The sequence below is a fragment of the Bradyrhizobium sp. ma5 genome (assembly GCF_042258955.1).
In the GTDB taxonomy this organism is placed as follows: Bacteria; Pseudomonadota; Alphaproteobacteria; order Rhizobiales; family Xanthobacteraceae; genus Bradyrhizobium.
On record NZ_CP170156.1, the window covers coordinates 4,341,972 to 4,358,031 of the forward strand.

The 16,060-nt window shown below is 64.9% G+C and carries 15 protein-coding genes; 13 read left to right on the plus strand and 2 right to left on the minus strand.

Annotated features, from left to right (window positions below):
- The first annotated feature begins 119 nt into the window (after positions 1-119).
- The 6 genes from ACE103_RS19890 to ACE103_RS19915 all read left to right on the plus strand — a co-directional run bounded on the left by ACE103_RS19890 (position 120) and on the right by ACE103_RS19915 (position 5,587).
- Positions 120-650, plus strand: a complete 531-nt coding sequence (locus ACE103_RS19890) for a DedA family protein (protein ID WP_223967834.1) — start codon at positions 120-122, stop codon at positions 648-650.
- A gap of 153 nt (positions 651-803) precedes the next feature.
- The gene (locus ACE103_RS19895) at positions 804-1,793 is read left to right on the plus strand and encodes an MBL fold metallo-hydrolase (protein WP_375780813.1); all 990 of its coding nucleotides are present in this window, start codon (positions 804-806) and stop codon (positions 1,791-1,793) included.
- Positions 1,794-2,157: 364 nt separating this feature from the next.
- Positions 2,158-2,829 (plus strand): FMN-binding negative transcriptional regulator, encoded by a 672-nt coding sequence (locus ACE103_RS19900; protein ID WP_375780814.1) that lies wholly within the window; start codon positions 2,158-2,160, stop codon positions 2,827-2,829.
- Positions 2,829-3,875 (plus strand): N-acetyl-gamma-glutamyl-phosphate reductase, encoded by a 1,047-nt coding sequence (argC, locus tag ACE103_RS19905; RefSeq protein WP_375780815.1) that lies wholly within the window; start codon positions 2,829-2,831, stop codon positions 3,873-3,875. Before ACE103_RS19900 ends, argC (ACE103_RS19905) begins: the two co-directional genes overlap by 1 nt.
- Before the next feature lie 121 nt (positions 3,876-3,996).
- Complete coding sequence (argC, locus tag ACE103_RS19910) at positions 3,997-4,977, plus strand: N-acetyl-gamma-glutamyl-phosphate reductase (RefSeq protein ID WP_375780816.1); 981 nt, start codon at positions 3,997-3,999, stop codon at positions 4,975-4,977.
- A gap of 16 nt (positions 4,978-4,993) precedes the next feature.
- Positions 4,994-5,587: a class I SAM-dependent methyltransferase gene (locus ACE103_RS19915; RefSeq protein ID WP_375780817.1), complete on the plus strand. Its 594-nt coding sequence runs from the start codon at positions 4,994-4,996 to the stop codon at positions 5,585-5,587.
- Positions 5,588-5,630: 43 nt separating this feature from the next.
- Here the strand turns inward: ACE103_RS19915 and ACE103_RS19920 are convergent, their stop codons facing one another.
- The gene (locus tag ACE103_RS19920) at positions 5,631-6,029 is read right to left on the minus strand and encodes an MAPEG family protein (protein ID WP_375780818.1); all 399 of its coding nucleotides are present in this window, start codon (positions 6,027-6,029) and stop codon (positions 5,631-5,633) included.
- A 73-nt stretch (positions 6,030-6,102) separates the two neighbouring features.
- The gene (locus tag ACE103_RS19925; RefSeq protein WP_375780819.1) at positions 6,103-7,911 is read right to left on the minus strand and encodes a PHA/PHB synthase family protein; all 1,809 of its coding nucleotides are present in this window, start codon (positions 7,909-7,911) and stop codon (positions 6,103-6,105) included.
- 294 nt (positions 7,912-8,205) lie between these two features.
- On the opposite strand from ACE103_RS19925, the gene ACE103_RS19930 reads away from it, so the two are divergent.
- The 7 genes from ACE103_RS19930 (at position 8,206) to ACE103_RS19960 (ending at position 15,973) form a co-directional block, all read left to right on the plus strand.
- A complete protein-coding gene (locus tag ACE103_RS19930) occupies positions 8,206-8,499 on the plus strand; it encodes a hypothetical protein (RefSeq protein WP_375780820.1) in 294 nt (97 codons plus the stop codon).
- 215 nt (positions 8,500-8,714) lie between these two features.
- Entirely contained in the window at positions 8,715-9,935 is a 1,221-nt protein-coding gene (locus tag ACE103_RS19935) for an LL-diaminopimelate aminotransferase (RefSeq protein WP_375780821.1), read from the plus strand.
- Between the two features lie 38 nt (positions 9,936-9,973).
- The gene (locus tag ACE103_RS19940; RefSeq protein ID WP_173643386.1) at positions 9,974-11,293 is read left to right on the plus strand and encodes a homoserine dehydrogenase; all 1,320 of its coding nucleotides are present in this window, start codon (positions 9,974-9,976) and stop codon (positions 11,291-11,293) included.
- Between the two features lie 80 nt (positions 11,294-11,373).
- Positions 11,374-12,372: a class II fructose-bisphosphatase gene (glpX, locus tag ACE103_RS19945; protein WP_097672244.1), complete on the plus strand. Its 999-nt coding sequence runs from the start codon at positions 11,374-11,376 to the stop codon at positions 12,370-12,372.
- Between the two features lie 153 nt (positions 12,373-12,525).
- Complete coding sequence (locus ACE103_RS19950) at positions 12,526-13,245, plus strand: haloacid dehalogenase type II (protein ID WP_375780822.1); 720 nt, start codon at positions 12,526-12,528, stop codon at positions 13,243-13,245.
- Between the two features lie 55 nt (positions 13,246-13,300).
- Entirely contained in the window at positions 13,301-15,142 is a 1,842-nt protein-coding gene (gene recJ / locus ACE103_RS19955; RefSeq protein WP_375780823.1) for a single-stranded-DNA-specific exonuclease RecJ, read from the plus strand.
- A gap of 18 nt (positions 15,143-15,160) precedes the next feature.
- Positions 15,161-15,973, plus strand: a complete 813-nt coding sequence (locus tag ACE103_RS19960) for an SDR family NAD(P)-dependent oxidoreductase (protein WP_375780824.1) — start codon at positions 15,161-15,163, stop codon at positions 15,971-15,973.
- The last annotated feature ends 87 nt before the right edge of the window (positions 15,974-16,060 follow it).

Here is a 16,060-nt window from a genome sequence, read left to right on the forward strand (position 1 = left end):
TTCGATCCCCGCCTTTGTGACTTGATGTCACGCAATGGGCTGGCTTACCTGTTCTTAGGCTGCGTGCCGCCACAAAGGTTCATTCGGTTTTCAACGGAGCGGAAGGGGCACTCGACGAGATGGAAGACTTTACGCGGGCCCTGGCCGAATTCGTCCGCCATCACCAGGCCTGGGCCGCTCCGATCGTCATGCTGCTGGCGTTCGCTGAATCGCTCGCCTTCATCTCGTTGCTGGTGCCCGCCTGGGGCGCGCTGGTTGCGATCGGTGCCCTGATCGGCGTCAGCGGGATCAGCTTCTGGCCGATCTGGATCGCGGGCGGCATCGGCGCCGCGCTCGGCGACTGGGTCTCCTACTGGTTCGGCTATCGCTACAAGGAGCAGGTCGCGCAGATGTGGCCGCTGTCGCGCTATCCGGAGATCCTGCCGCGCGGCGAGGCCTTCGTGAAGCGCTGGGGCGTGCCCAGCATCTTCATCGGCCGCTTCTTCGGCCCGCTGCGTGCCTCGGTGCCGCTTGCGGCCGGCATTTTCGAGATGTCGTACTGGCAATTCCAGATCGCCAATTTCGTCTCCGCGCTGGTCTGGTCGGCGGCACTGCTGCTGTTCGGCGACGTCATCGGCCAGGTCGTCGAGTGGATGTGGCGGGTGGTGTAACGACGTCAGGAATATCGCTGCGATGCAGGGGTTAGGCGGAAGAACAATTGCTCGCACAGCCGGTTTCACGCGACTGTCAAAACGCTGAGCAAAACTCACCACAGCGGACGCGGCTCCGCCGGGCGCATCATTTCTTCACTGGGAGGACATCCGATGGATCTGACACGACGTCACGCTCTCGCAGGTGCTGCCGGTATCGCAGCCGCACCGTTGCTGCCTGCCGTTCCCGCGGCCGCTGCAGCGCCCGCCGCCGACAAGCAGGCGCCGAGCTTCTATCGCTACAAGGTTGGCGACATCCTGGTCACCGTGGTGTCTGACGGCAAGAACGTCTTCAAGCTCGAAGATGCCTTCATCCCGAATGCGAAGCGGGACGATGTCAACGCGGCGCTGGAGAAGGCGTTCATGCCGCGCGACATGGTGTCGATCTGGTTCGCGCCGCTGGTGCTCAACACCGGCGGCAAGCTGGTTGTGATCGACACCGGCAACGGCGCGCTGGCGAAGGCCAGCACGAAGGGGGCCAATGGCCTGTTCGCCGACAATTTCGTCGCGGCCGGCTTCGATCCGAAGAATGTCGACATGGTCGTGATCTCGCACTTTCACGGCGACCACGTGAACGGCCTGCTGACGGCCGAGGGCACGCCGGCATTCCCGAACGCCGAGGTGCTGGTGCCGGCGACTGAATGGAAGTTCTGGATGGACGACGGTGAGATGAGCCGGGCGCCGACCGGCCGCATGGCGGGCCTGTTCAAGAACAACCGCAACATCTTCGAGGCCGGCCTGAAGAAGAAGGTCACGCCCTATGAATGGGGCAAGGAGATCGCGCCGGGCCTGACCTCGGTCGAGACCGTCGGCCATACGCCGGGCCATACCTCCTACGTGCTGGCCTCGGGTCCGGACAAGGTCTTCATCCAGTCCGACGTCACCAACAATCCGAACCTGTTCGCGGCCAATCCCGGCTGGCATGCGTTCTTCGACCAGGACGGCGACGTGGCGGAGAAGACCCGCCGCCGGATCTACGACATGGTGGTCGCAGAGCGGCTTCAGGTGCAGGGCTTCCACTATCCGTTCCCGGGCCTCGGCAATGTGGTCAAGGACGGCAACGGCTACCGCGTCGTGCCGGCGCCGTGGAATCCGGCCATTTAGGTCCGTCATTCCCCGGTGCGCAATGGCGCACCTGAGGGCGATGCGTAGCATCGAACCCGGAATCTCGCGCCGCAATCTCTGGATTCCCCGATGCGCAATTGCGCATCTGAGGTTCGCGGGCAGGGCGCGCGCGCCGGAATGACGAAAGCAAACCTTGACGCAAAACGGGCGCGGCCTTATAGCCGCGCCTATGATCAACGCCGCGACCATCATCATCGCCCGCCGCCGCCGCATTCTCGCGGTATGGGCGGTCGCTCGCGTTTAAGACCATCGCCTCTGCCGCCGGATCCGATCCCGCGGCGCTCTCCTGAAAAAGACACGCGGTTCGATCTGGCGGCTCCTTCGTCATGCAGGAGCTTCGACCATGTATACGCCACCGCCTTTCAAGCCTGACCGCGCCGCGAGCCTTGCATTCGCGGAAGCGCGCGGTTTCGGCATCGTCTGCGCGTGCGACGGCGGCAAGCCGATCGCCTCCGCGCTGCCGTTCTATTTGACCTACGCCGCCGACGGCACGCCGCGGGCGCTGTTTCATGTTGCCCGTCACAATCCGCTGGTAAAGCTGGCGAACGGGAGCCCGTGGCTGCTGGCCGTCAACGGCGCGGATGCCTATGTGTCGCCGGACTGGTACGTGTCGCCCGATCAGGTGCCGACCTGGCTTTATCAGGCGGTGCATCTGACCGGGCCGGTGCGGACGTTGTCGGATGAAGAGCTTGCCGTTCAGATCGACGTGCTGAGCGCCAAGTTCGAGGAGCGGCTGCTGCCGAAAAAGCCGTGGGTGTCGGGCAAGATGACCGCCGCGCGGCTGGAAGGCATGAAGAAGGCCATCGTGGGCTTTGAGATGACGGTGGAAGAGGTGGAGGGCAGCTTCAAGCTGAACCAGCACAAGTCTGAAACCGATTTCGCGGCGGTCGGCAACACGCTCGCATTGCAGGCCGAAGCCGGTGCCCGGGACATCGCGGCTTTGATGCGCGATGTGCGCCCGCAGGCTTTCGCAACGACACAGGCCGAGATGACTACGCTTCCGAGGAGCGAGTAATGACGAAGAAGAAAATCGGAATTTTGGGCGCGTCCGGCTACACCGGCGCCGACGCGGTGCGCCTGCTGGCGCGGCACCCGAACGCCGAAATCACCGCGCTTACCGCCAACACCCATGCCGGCAAGGCGATGAGCGAGGTGTTTCCTCACTTCTTCATGCTCGACCTGCCAAAACTCGTGGAATGGGAAAAGGTCGACTGGACGCGGCTCGATGCCGTGTTCTGCGGACTGCCGCACGGGACGACGCAGGAGATCATCGCCGCGGTGCTGAAGGCCAATCCCAGGATCAAGATCCTCGATATGTCCGCGGATTTCCGACTGCGCAACAAAGACAGCTACGCGCAATGGTACGGCCACGAGCACCGGGCGCTCGAATTGCAGGACGAGGCCGTCTATGGGCTGACCGAACTCTACCGCGAGAAGGTCACGGCCGCACGGCTGGTGGCCTGTCCCGGCTGCTATCCGACGGCGGTGCTGCTGGCGCTTGTTCCGCTGGCGAAGGCAAAGCTGATTGACGTCGACGACATCGTCATCGACGCAAAGTCCGGCGTCACCGGCGCCGGACGCGGACTGAAGCAGAACACGCTGTTCAGCGAGGCCGGCGAAGGGTTGTCGCCCTATTCGATCGGAAGCCATCGGCACTCGGCGGAGATCGAGCAGGAGATCGGCGCAGCCGCTGGCTCGGCTGTGACAGTGAACTTCACCCCGCATCTCATTCCGATGGCGCGGGGTGAGTTCTGCACGTCCTATGTCAAGCTCAACGGGGCTACGCCGGACGATTTGCGCGCCGAGCTGGAAAAGGCCTACGCCAACGAGCCGTTCGTCTATGTGACGAAGAAGGGCGTGCTGCCACAGACGCAGAACGTACGCGGCTCGAATTACGTTCAGATCGGCGTCGTCGCCGACCGGATCAAGAACCGCGCCATCGTGCTCTCGCCGCTCGATAATCTTGTGAAGGGTTCGGCCGGACAGGCGATCCAGAACATGAACCTGATGTTCGGCTTGCCTGAAACCACCGGGCTGGAGCAGATCGCGCTGTTTCCATGAGCAGGGGTTGTTGTCGTGGGCGAGGGTGCGCTCAATCCAGGGATAACTGCCCGTCCCGGTTGGCGGCGCAGGCGCGGCCAGATGTGTTAAACGAAACGAACGATCTCGAAAGGACCATGCCATGACCGTCACCGACACCAACCAGCCGAAAACCAAGAGCGGTGCGACCAAGGCCACCGTGTTCGTCGACGGCGCGTCCGGCACCACCGGCCTCGGCATCCAGGAGCGGCTGCACGCGATCGGCGACGTCGCGGTGAAGCACATCGCCGAGGACAAGCGGAAAGATGCCGCTGCCAAGCGCGCGCTGATGGAGGAGGTGGATCTCGTAATCCTCTGCCTGCCTGACGAGGCCGCCAAGGAAACCGTCGCGCTGATCGACACGATGGGCAATTCGGCGCCGAAGGTGCTCGACGCGTCGACGGCGTATCGGGTCGCGCCCGACTGGGCCTATGGCTTCGCGGAGCTCGCGCCCGACCAGGCCGACAAGATCCGCAACGCGCCGAAGGTCTCCAATCCCGGCTGCTATCCGACCGGTGCGATCGCGCTGCTGCGGCCGCTCGTCGACGGCGGCCTGCTCCCGGCCGACTATCCCGTCACCATCAACGCGGTGAGCGGCTATTCGGGCGGCGGCAAGACGATGATCTCGAGCTTCGAGGACGGCTCGGCGCCGGCCTTCCATCTCTATGGGCTCGGCTTCGAGCACAAGCACGTGCCGGAGATGCAGCTCTATTCGCACCTGACGCGGCGGCCGCTCTTCGTCCCGTCGGTCGGCAACTACCGGCAGGGCATGCTGGTCTCGGTGCCGCTGCAGCTCGACGCGCTGCCGGGCAAGCCGACGGGCGCCGACCTGCAGGCTGTGCTGGCGAAGTGGTACGCGGGCAGCAAATACGTCTCGGCGATGCCGCTGCAGAACGAGGCCAGCAAGAGCGGCAAGATCGAGCCGGAAGCACTCAACGAGACCAACCAGCTCGAGCTCTATGTCTTCGCCAGCGACAAGCACCGCCAGGCCGTGCTGGTCGCCCGGCTCGACAATCTGGGCAAGGGCGCCTCGGGCGCCGCGGTGCAGAACATGCGGCTGATGCTCGGGCTTTCCGACAACTGACGGCGAGGGGCGCATCGTGGACGACGCCACGCTGCAATTCTATCGGCGCAATGCCGAGGCCTATGCCGGGTGGGCGAAAGCACCGTCCGCCCGGCTGATCGGCTTTCTCAAGCTGCTGCCACCGGGCGGCGCGATCCTCGAACTCGGCTGCGGCGCCGGCAATCATGCCGCGGTCATGCTTGCCGAAGGCTTCGTGCTGCGCGCGACCGACGGTTCACCCGAGATGGCTGAGGTCGCGGCACGGCGCATCAACCATCCCGTCGAGGCGATGCTTTTCGATGAGCTCGAGGATCGTGGGGCCTATGACGGCGTCTGGGCCAGCGCCTGCCTGCTGCATGTGCCGCGCGACGAATTGGCCGGCACCCTCGGCCGCATCCATCGCGCGCTGAAACCCGGCGGCATCTTCTACGCGAGCTACAAGATCGGCCATGGCGATGGCCGCGACAGCATCGGTCGCTACTACAATTATCCCGCGGCCGACTGGCTGGCGGCGACCTACGCGTCGTCAGGGGCGTGGGTCCAGGTCTCGTCCGACACCAGCGAGATCAAGAGCTTCGATGAGGCGCCCGCGACGATGCTGCATATCGTGGTGCGGAAAGACGAGGAATAGCGCCGGCGCGGCCGTGACCGCCCCGCCGGCGCTAATGTGTTGCTCAGAGGATCTTGAAGATCGCGAGCGCCAGCACCGCCTGCGCGATGAAGCCGACCGTGAAGGCCAGGGTGCGGAACACCGGCAGGCCGAGCGTGTAGACGATCAGATGCGCGACGCGGGCCCAGAAATAGACGGCGCAGGCCAGCACGGTCCATTTGGTGGAATAGTCGGCCGCGTTGAGGATCAAGACCAGCGGCGCGAAGATCACGAGGTTCTCGACCGCGTTATCATGGGCAAACATCAGCCGGTTGGCCCATTCGGCGTGCGGCTTGTCGTTGCGCGAGGGATTACCCATGGCGCCGGAGAGGCCGCGCACCTGGCAGCGGTTGATGATGTAGGGAACCCACAGCAGCCCGGTCAGGATCACCGTCAGCGACAGCCAGAACAGTTCGCGCGTCATCGTCTCCCCCTCACGTGAATTCGATTCCCGACCGTCGGGACCAACTGTTTATAGCTGAGTGGAAGAACTCGCGCTACGCGCGGACGCGGACATAGCTGCCCGGAGCGTCCTCGAGCACCGACGCCCCGTTCGAGCCCACCATGCGTGCCGGCACCGTCTCCGGATCATGGCTTTCCAGCCACCCGCGCCAGTCGGGCCACCACGAACCCTTGTGCTCCTCGGCGCCCTTCAGCCAGTCGGCAAGCTTCATGTCCTTGATGTTGTCGTTGGTCCAGTACTGGTACTTCTTCGAGGCCGGCGGATTGACCACGCCGGCGATATGGCCGGAGCCGGACAGCACATATTTCACCGGGCCGCCGAAGAACTGCGAACCGTAGAGCACCGATTCCGCCGGCGCGATGTGATCCTCGCGTGCCGCGAGGTTGTAGACCGGCACCTTCACCTTGGACAGATCGAGCAGCGTGTTGTCGAGCACCATCGTGCCGGTCGACAGCCGGTTCTCCAGATAGCAGTTGCGCAGATAGTAGGAGTGGTTCGACGACGGCATCCGCGTCGCGTCCGAATTCCAGTGCAGCAGGTCGAACGAGGAGGGCGATTGGCCCTTCAGATAATTGTTCACGACATACGACCAGATCAGGTCGTTGGAGCGCAGCATGTTGAAGGCCATCGCCATCTTGCTGCCTTCGAGCACGCCGGATTCCTGCATGTCGCGTTCCAGCGCCGAGATCTGGTCCTCGTCGACGAACACCAGGAGGTCGCCGGCGTGGGTGAAGTCGACCTGCGCGGCAAAGAACGTCGCCGACGTCACGCGCTGGCGGCGCTTCTCGGCTAGGTAGGCCAGCGTCGAGGCGAGCATGGTGCCGCCGACGCAATAGCCGGCGGTGTGCACCTTCAACTCGCCGGTGACCTTCTCGATCACGTCCATCGCGGTGAGCGGGCCCTCGGCCATGTAGTCGGCCCAGGTCTTCTTGCCGAGCTCCTTGTCGGGATTGACCCACGAGATCACGAACACCGTGATGCCCTGGTCGACGCACCATTTGACGTAGGATTTCTCAGGGCGCAGATCGAGGATGTAGAACTTGTTGATCCATGGCGGCACGATCAGGAGCGGCGTGCGCAGCACGTTCTCCGTCGCGGGCGAATACTGGATCAGCTGCATCAGGTCGTTCTGGTAGATCACCTTGCCCGGCGTCGTCGCCATGTTGATGCCGACCTCGAGATTGCTCGAATCGGACTGGCGGATCCGCAGCGTGCCATGCCCGGCCTCGATATCCTCGGCCAGCATCTTCATGCCGCGGACCAGATTGTCGCCATTGGTCTCTACGGTAGCGCGCAGCACTTCCGGATTGGTCAGCACGAAATTCGACGGCGCCAGCGCGTTGGTGATCTGCTGGACGTAGAATTCGGCCTTCTTGCGGGTGTGCGGATCGATCCCGTCGGCGTCGTGGACCAGCTGCTGCGCCCATTTCGCGGTCAGCAGATAAAGCTGGAGGATGAAGTCGAAGAACTGATTCGACTTCCACTCCGGATCCTGGAAGCGCTTGTCGCGCGGGGCCGGCGCGATCGCCGGCTTGGCGTCGGCTTCGCCGGCCATGCGGCGCACGGCCGAGCCCCAGAGATCGAGGTAATCCTTGCCGAGCTGCATCTGCAACAAGGAGGCGCGTTCCTTGTCGGCCAGCCAGTATTCGGCGATCACGCTGAAGGTCTTGATGACCTCACCGAGCTCGTTCGGCGGCTTGTCGCGGACTTCCCCGGTCTGGCGCGGCTTGAGATAGGCCGCCAGCGCCTGGCCGCTGCTCTCCATCGCCCGGGCGATGTTCATGGCGAAGGCTTCGGCGTTGAATTTCGGGGTGGCTTGGGTGTCGGTACTGACGTTGCTCATCTGAGGGACAATATCGCGTCGTTAGGGGGGCGTCATCGCGCGGTGCGGTAGCGAAAATCGGTCAAAAGCCGATGTTTCGCTCTGTTGCGGTGCGATAAAAAAATCTTTGTTCCGTCATATTGAAGCCTCAGGGGTCGCTTTTGGTGTTCACGCTTTAAGCGTTTCGGGCGACAATGGTTTGAAACGTCTAAAGCCAGGATTAGATGCAGCGGGGACGCTGCAAGGCTCGTACCAGTGCGACCCGTGTCGGCAATGTGCGACGTGCGCGCTAGCTTGTTGGGGACAATTCGGCGCATGCCGATCGATCGAATGAACAGGGGGCTCGCGGCCGCAGCGCTGCTCGCGTCGATGCTGGCGCTGAGCGGGTGCTCGAGCACGATTGCCGATATGGCGATGCCGGCCGATGCGCCGGCGCGGCAAAAGGACGCCAACGGCTACCTCCCGGTCCACGACCTACCGCCCGACCGCGCCGATCCGACGATCAAGCCGGCGGATCAGGCCAAGATCGAGCAGGAGCTGGTTGCCGCGCGTGAGCGCCAGGCACAGGCACAGGCACAGGCCGCGACGGCCGCCCAAAGCGGGAAGTGAGTGCGCCAGTTTGGCCGATCAGCGCTGGCGCCGCCCGGCGTCCGTGCTAAAAGAAACCCAATTCAACCGCAGATCCGGCCGCAGCCCCCCGATCGTGCGCCTGAATTCGCTCTAAGTCATTGATTCAGTGCGATTTCTGTAAGAGGCCGAGCCGGCTTCCGCAAGCAGACCAAGGGGGACGATTCTGGCATCACGGTTGTCGGAGCAAGGGTCCCATGGAAGATTTTTACCGCATTCGCCGTCTGCCGCCTTACGTCTTTGAGAAGGTCAACCAGGCCAAGGCGGCCGCGCGCAATGCCGGGGCCGACATCATCGACATGGGGATGGGGAACCCGGACCTGCCGACCCCGGCCCACGTCATCGAGAAGCTCAAGGAGACGCTGGGCAAGCCGCGGACCGACCGCTACTCGGCCTCCCGTGGCATCAACGGCCTGCGCAAGGCTCAGGCCGCCTATTATGCGCGCCGCTTCGGCGTCAAGCTGAACCCCGATACCCAGGTGGTTGCGACGCTCGGCTCGAAGGAGGGATTCGCCAACGTCGCGCAGGCGATCACCGCGCCCGGTGACGTCGTGCTGTGCCCGAATCCGAGCTACCCGATCCATGCGTTCGGCTTCCTGATGGCGGGCGGCGTGATCCGCTCGGTGCCATCGGAGCCGACGCCGCAGTTCTTCGAGGCGGTCGAACGGGCGATCCAGCATTCGATTCCGAAGCCGATCGCGCTGATCGTCTGCTATCCGTCGAACCCGACCGCCTATGTCGCCGACCTCGACTTCTACAAGGATCTGGTCGCGTTCGCGAAGAAGCACGACATCTTCATCCTGTCCGATCTCGCCTACGCCGAAGTCTATTTCGACGAGAGCAATCCGCCGCCGTCGGTGCTGCAGGTGCCCGGCGCGATCGACGTCACCGTCGAATTCACCTCGATGTCGAAGACGTTCTCGATGGCCGGCTGGCGCATGGGCTTTGCGGTCGGCAATGAGCGCATCATCGCGGCACTTGCGCGGGTCAAATCCTATCTCGATTACGGCGCCTTCACGCCGGTCCAGGTGGCGGCGACCGCCGCGCTGAACGGTCCCGACGACTGCATCCGCGAGATGCGCGACACCTACCGCAAGCGCCGCGATGCGCTGGTTGAGTCATTTGGCCGCGCCGGCTGGGACATTCCGCCGCCGCAGGCCTCGATGTTCGCCTGGGCGCCGCTGCCCAAGGCGTTCGAGGCGGTCGGCAGCATGCAGTTCGCGACCCTGATGGTGGAGAAATCCGGCGTCGTGGTGTCGCCCGGCGTTGCTTTCGGCGAGCATGGCGAAGGCTATGTCCGCATCGCGATGGTGGAGAACGAGCAGCGCATCCGGCAGGCCGCGCGCGGCGTGCGCCGCTTCCTTGAAAGCGGCATCGAAACGTTGCACAACGTCGTTCCTCTCGCCAACCGACGCTAATCCTTCCAGGTTGCTTAATCTCCAGGTCCCTTAAATCCATGGTCGCACCCCTGAACGTGGGCATAGCGGGGCTCGGCACCGTCGGTGCCGATGTCGTCCGCCTCATCGAAACGCAAGGACGGGCGCTGGCCGAGCGCAGCGGCCGCGGTATTCGCGTCGTCGCCGTCACGGCGCGCTCGAAAGCCAAGAAGCGCGGCCTCGACCTGCGCGGCATCGCCTGGGCGAAGAGCCCGCAGGCGCTGGCCGAAGATCCCAATATCGACTGCTTCGTCGAGTTGATGGGCGGCGCCGGCGATCCCGCGCTGTCCGCGATCGAGACCGCGCTGAAGGCCGGCAAGTCGGTCGTGACCGCCAACAAGGCGCTGATCGCCAAGCACGGGCTGCGGCTCGCCGCCGCCGCCGAGAAGCACGGCGGCGCGCTGAATTTCGAGGCGGCGGTCGGTGCGGCGATCCCGGTCATCAAGACGCTGCGCGAGGGCCTCGCCGGCACCAGCGTCAACCGCGTCTACGGCATCCTCAACGGCACCTGCAACTACATCCTGACCCGGATGGAGCAGGAGGGTTTGTCGTTCGAGGAATGCCTGAAGGACGCCCAGCGGCTCGGCTACGCCGAAGCCAACCCGTCATTCGACGTCGATGGTCACGACACCGCGCAGAAGCTGGCGATCCTGGCGAGCCTCGCCTTCGGAACAAAGGTCGCGGAAAGCGCGGTCTATGTCGAAGGCATCTCCTCGATCACGCCGGAAGACCTCAAGGCCGCCGCGGAACTCGGTTACCGCGTAAAACTGCTCGGCGTTGCCGTGCGCACGGCAAAGGGCATTGAGCAGCGCGTGCATCCGACCATGGTGCCGAAATCATCCTCGATCGCGCAGGTGATGGGCGTCACCAACGCGGTGGCGATCGACGGCGAGGGGATTCCCCCGATCACGCTGGTGGGCCCCGGCGCCGGCGGCGGCGCGACCGCCTCGGCCGTGGTCGCCGACATCGCCGATGTCGCCCGCGGCATCCGCGCCAAGCCGTTCGGGCGTCCGGTGGAGCGGTTGCGCGACACCACCAAGGCGCCGATGGAACGCCACGAGGGTGGCTACTATATCCGCCTGATGGCGCGCGATCTTGCAGGCACTGCCGCAACAATCGCCACCCGGCTCGCGGAACAGAAGATATCTCTGGAGTCCATCGTGCAACGGCACCCGGATGGCGTCGATGTGAACGGTGCAGCCAAAAAACCTTCACCGGTCCCGGTCATTCTGATTACCTATGCGACCAGCGAGGATGCGGTGCATCGTGCGCTGGCCGCAGTGCAGCGCGACAAGGTCATCAGCGGCCGGCCGCAGGTGATCCGGATCGAGAAAAACTAGCGCGTGGCCTGAACGGGTCGGGCGTGAGACGATTGATGCGGGCAGGCTGGCCTGTCCCCGAGGCTTTAAGGAGTACGCCGATGTCGACCCATATTTCCGTTCCGCCGCAGATGCTGCTCGAGCGCATCCTGACGCTCGAAATCGTGCGCGTGACGGAGCGCGCGGCGGTGTCGGCCGCGCGGCTGCGCGGCCATGGCCAGGAGAAGGCCGCCGACAAGGCCGCGGTCGACGCGATGCGGCGCGAGCTCAACAAGCTGCCGATCGAGGGCACGGTCGTGATCGGCGAGGGCGAGCGCGACGAGGCGCCGATGCTGTTCATCGGCGAGAAGGTCGGCCTCAATGCCGGCCCCAAGGTCGACATCGCCGTCGATCCGCTCGAAGGCACCACGCTGTGCGCCAAGAACATGCCGGGCTCGATCGCCACCATGGCGATGGCCGATGGCGGCACGCTGCTGCACGCACCCGACGTCTACATGCAGAAGATCGCGATCGGTCCGGGCTACGCCAAGAACGTGATCGAGCTCGACGCGCCGCCGGCCGACAACGTCCGCCGGCTCGCCAAGGCGAAGGGTGTCGATCCCACCGCCATCAATGTGCTGGTGCTCGACCGTCCGCGCCATGCCGACATCATCAACAGCGTGCGCTCGACCGGTGCTGCCGTGCAGCTGATCACCGACGGCGACGTCGCCGGCGTCATTCACTGCGCCAAGCCTGACGAGACCGGCGTCGACATGTATATCGGCACCGGCGGCGCGCCCGAAGGCGTGCTGGCGGCGGTCGCGCTGCGCTGCATCGGCGGCCAGATGCAATGCCGCCTGATCCTCGACACCGAGGAGAAGCGCGAGCGCGCGCACAAGATGGGTGTGCTCGATCCGAAGATGATCTACGGCATCGAGGACATGGCCAAGGGCGACTGCCTGTTCGCCGCCACCGGCGTCACCACCGGCTCGCTGCTGACTGGCGTGAAGTTCAAGAAGGACGTGATCGAGACCGAGACGGTCGTGATGCGCTCCGTCACCGGCACCGTGCGCTACATCAAGGCCGAACACCGCCAGCTGGAGAAATTCCACCTGGATTGAGACGAGCCCAACAGTGGTCGTCATTCCGGGGCGCGCGAAGCGCGTGCCCGGAATCCATAACCACGATAATGAGTATGGATTCCGGGCCTGCGCCAATAGGCGCATCCCGGAATGACGATTAAGAAATAAGAACAACAAAAGCGGGAGGCACCCATGTCCGATCTTTCCGGCGTCAAGGCACTGGTGTTCGACGTGTTCGGAACCGTGGTTGACTGGCGCACCAGCCTGATCAACGACTTCACCAAATGGGGCGAGACGCGTGGCATCAAGGCCGACTGGACCGCGCTGGTCGACGGCTGGCGTGCGGTCTATACGGCCTCAATGGACGAGGTGCGCAAGAACCCGCAGAACGGCTACGTCATCCTCGATGTCCTGCACCGGCGCTCACTTGAGAAGCTGGTCGCGCAGTTCGACGTGAAGGGCCTCACCGAGGCCGATTTGCAGCATCTGACGCTGGGCTGGCATCGCCTGCACGGCTGGCCCGACAGCGTCGCCGGCCTGACCCGGCTGAAGACGAAATTCATCATCTCGCCGCTGTCGAACGGCAACGTCGCGCTGCTCACCAACATGGCGAAGTTCGCAGGTCTGCCCTGGGACCTCGTGATGTCGGCGGAACTGTTCGAGCACTACAAGCCCGATCCGGAAACCTATCTCGGCGCGGCAAAGCTGCTCTGCCTGCCGCCGGAGCAGGTGATGATGGTGGCCGCGCACAATTACGACCTGAAGCACGCGCAGAAGCACGGCCTGAAGACGGCGTTCGTCGCACGGCCGACCGAATACGGCCCGTTGCAGAAAGTCGATTTCGAGGCCACCGGCAACTGGGACATTGTGGCCAAGGATTTCGGGGAAATCGCCACCCGGATGGGCTGCTAGAACTGGCTTGGGATTCACTGAGGCGCTACGATTCCCGCTTGATCGGAAGGGAATCATGACGCTGCACGCATCCGCACTGCCCGTCGAGGCGCCACAGGCGTTCCTTGGCGTGGCGCGGTCGCTGACCGGAAAGCTGTGGCGCGACCGGCTGGATGCGCGCGGGGCGGCGCGGGCGCTCGCGATCGTACAGCGGCACAATCTGCCGGAAATGCTGGCGCGGGTGTTGGCCGGGCGCGACGTCGCGATCGACGAGGTTGCCGACTTCCTCGACCCGACCATCCGCAAGCTGATGCCGGATCCGCACACCGTCACCGAGATGGAGCATGCGGCCAAGCGGATCGCGGATGCCGCTGTGCGCGGCGAGAAGGTCGCGATCTTCGGCGACTACGACGTCGATGGCGCGACCTCGGCGGCGCTGCTGACCTGGCATCTGCGCCATTGCGGGCTGGACCCGCTGATCCACATTCCCGACCGCATCTTCGAGGGCTATGGGCCGAACGTCGACGCCGTCCGTGCGCTGGCGGCGAAGGGCGCGACGCTGCTCGTCACCGTCGACTGCGGCACCACCAGCATCGAGCCGCTGGCGGAAGCCAAGAAGCTCGGCATGTCGGTGGTGGTGATCGATCATCACCAGACCGGCGATGAGTTGCCCGAGGTCGACGCGCTTGTGAATCCGAACCGGCCCGACGATCTCTCGGGCCTCGGCCACCTCGCGGCCGTCGGCCTGGTGTTCGTCACATTGGTCGCGGTGAACCGCGAGCTGCGCCAGCGCGGCTTCTGGACGGGCGAGATGCCGGAGCCGGATCTGCTCAGCGTGCTGCATCACGTCGCGCTCGGCACCGTCGCCGACGTCGCGCCGCTGATCGGGCTGAACCGGGCCTTCGTCGCCAAGGGCCTGATCGCGATGCGCCGCCGCGACCATGTCGGCCATACCGCGCTGATGGATGTGGCGCGGCTCAATGGTCCGCCGGAGGCCTGGCATCTCGGCTTCATGCTGGGGCCGCGCATCAATGCCGGCGGCCGCATCGGGCGCGCCGATCTCGGCGTGCGGCTGCTGCTCGAAGGCGATGTCTCGGAGGCCGCGCGGATCGCGGCCGAGCTCGATCGCCTCAATGCCGAGCGGCGGGTGATCGAGCAGGCGGCCGAGGCGCAGGCCGAAGCCGAGGCGCTGGCCTCGCTCGGGCTCGAAGACAAAGGCGCTGTCATCGTCACCGCGGCGGAAGGCTGGCACCCCGGCGTGGTCGGGCTGGTCGCAGCGCGGCTGAAGGAGAAGTTCGCGCGGCCGGCCTTTGCGATCGCGCTCGAGCCGGGCGGCATCGGCACCGGATCGGGCCGCTCGATCGGCGGGGTCGATATCGGCAAGGCCGTACGGCAGGCGGTGCACGACGGTCTGTTGATGAAAGGCGGCGGGCACGCGATGGCCGCCGGCGTCACGCTACGCAAGGAGAAGCTCGCCGAATTCCGTGCCTACATGGAGAGCGCGCTGGCCGCCGACGTCGCCAACTCGCGCCACGAGAACGAGCTGCTCATCGATGGCGCAGTCACTGCGCGCGCGGTGACGCCGGAATTCGCCGCGACGCTCAATCGCGCAGGTCCGTTCGGTGCCGCCAATCCGGAGCCGGTGATCGCGCTGCCGTCGCATCAACTGGTCTATGCCGACGAGGTCGGGCAGGCGCATCTGCGACTGCGCTTCAAGTCCGGCGACGGTTCCATCGTCAACGGTATCGCATTCCGCTCGGTCGGACAGAAGCTCGGCAGCGCCTTGACGCAAAATCGCGGCCAGCAATTGCACGTGGCGGGCTCTCTTGCAGTCGACCGTTGGCAAGGCACCGAACGTGTGCAATTCCGTGTGCTCGACGTCGCGGTACCGGATCAGGGCCCGGCGGTGATCAGATAAGAAACGTCGGGAGTGAACATGGCAGGACAGGTTGAAGGCAAGGTCGCGCTGGTGACCGGCGGCGCGTCGGGTATCGGCGAGGCCATCGTCGAATTGTTCGCGCAGGAAGGCGCGACGGTCATTGCGACCGATATCGACGAGTTGAGGGGCCCTGAGCTCGCCGCGCGGCTCAAGAAGGCTGGTCGCGAGGTGGTCTTCCTGCCGCAGGATGTCACCAGCGAGGAGCGCTGGATCGAGGTCGTCGCCGAGATCGGCAAGCGCTATGGCCGCCTCGACATCATGGTCTCCAACGCAGGCATCGGCATCGGGGCGCCGTCGATCGTCGAGATGTCGCTTGCAGACTGGCGCCGGCAGACCGCCATCAATATCGACGGCGTATTCCTGTCGGTGAAGCATTCGCTGCCGCTGATGCGTAAAACTGGCGCCGGCTCCATCATCATGATGTCGTCGCTGGCCGGCCTGCGCGGTGCGGCGACGCTCTCCGGCTACAGCGCGACCAAGGGCGCGGTACGGCTGTTCGCCAAGTCGATCGCGATGGAATGCGCGCAGGTGAACGACGGCATCCGCGTCAACTCCGTGCATCCCGGCATCATCGACACGCCGATCTGGGGCAAGATCCCGACCGGCGCGACGGGCGCCGGCCAGAACGCTCCGATCGATCCGGAGGAGCGCGCAAGGTTTGCAACGCCGCTCGGCCGCGCCGGGCAGGCGATCGAGATCGCGCAGGGCGTGCTCTATCTCGCCTCGGATGCATCGCGTTACGTCACCGGCACCGAGCTCGTGATCGACGGCGGCATGAATGCCGGCGGCGTGGTGCGGCAGCCGAAATAGTCTCCGTCATTGCGAGCGAAGCGAAGCAATCCATGGTGCCGCAAGCGGACAGATAGATTGCTTCGTCGCTTCAGCGCAAAATTGCTT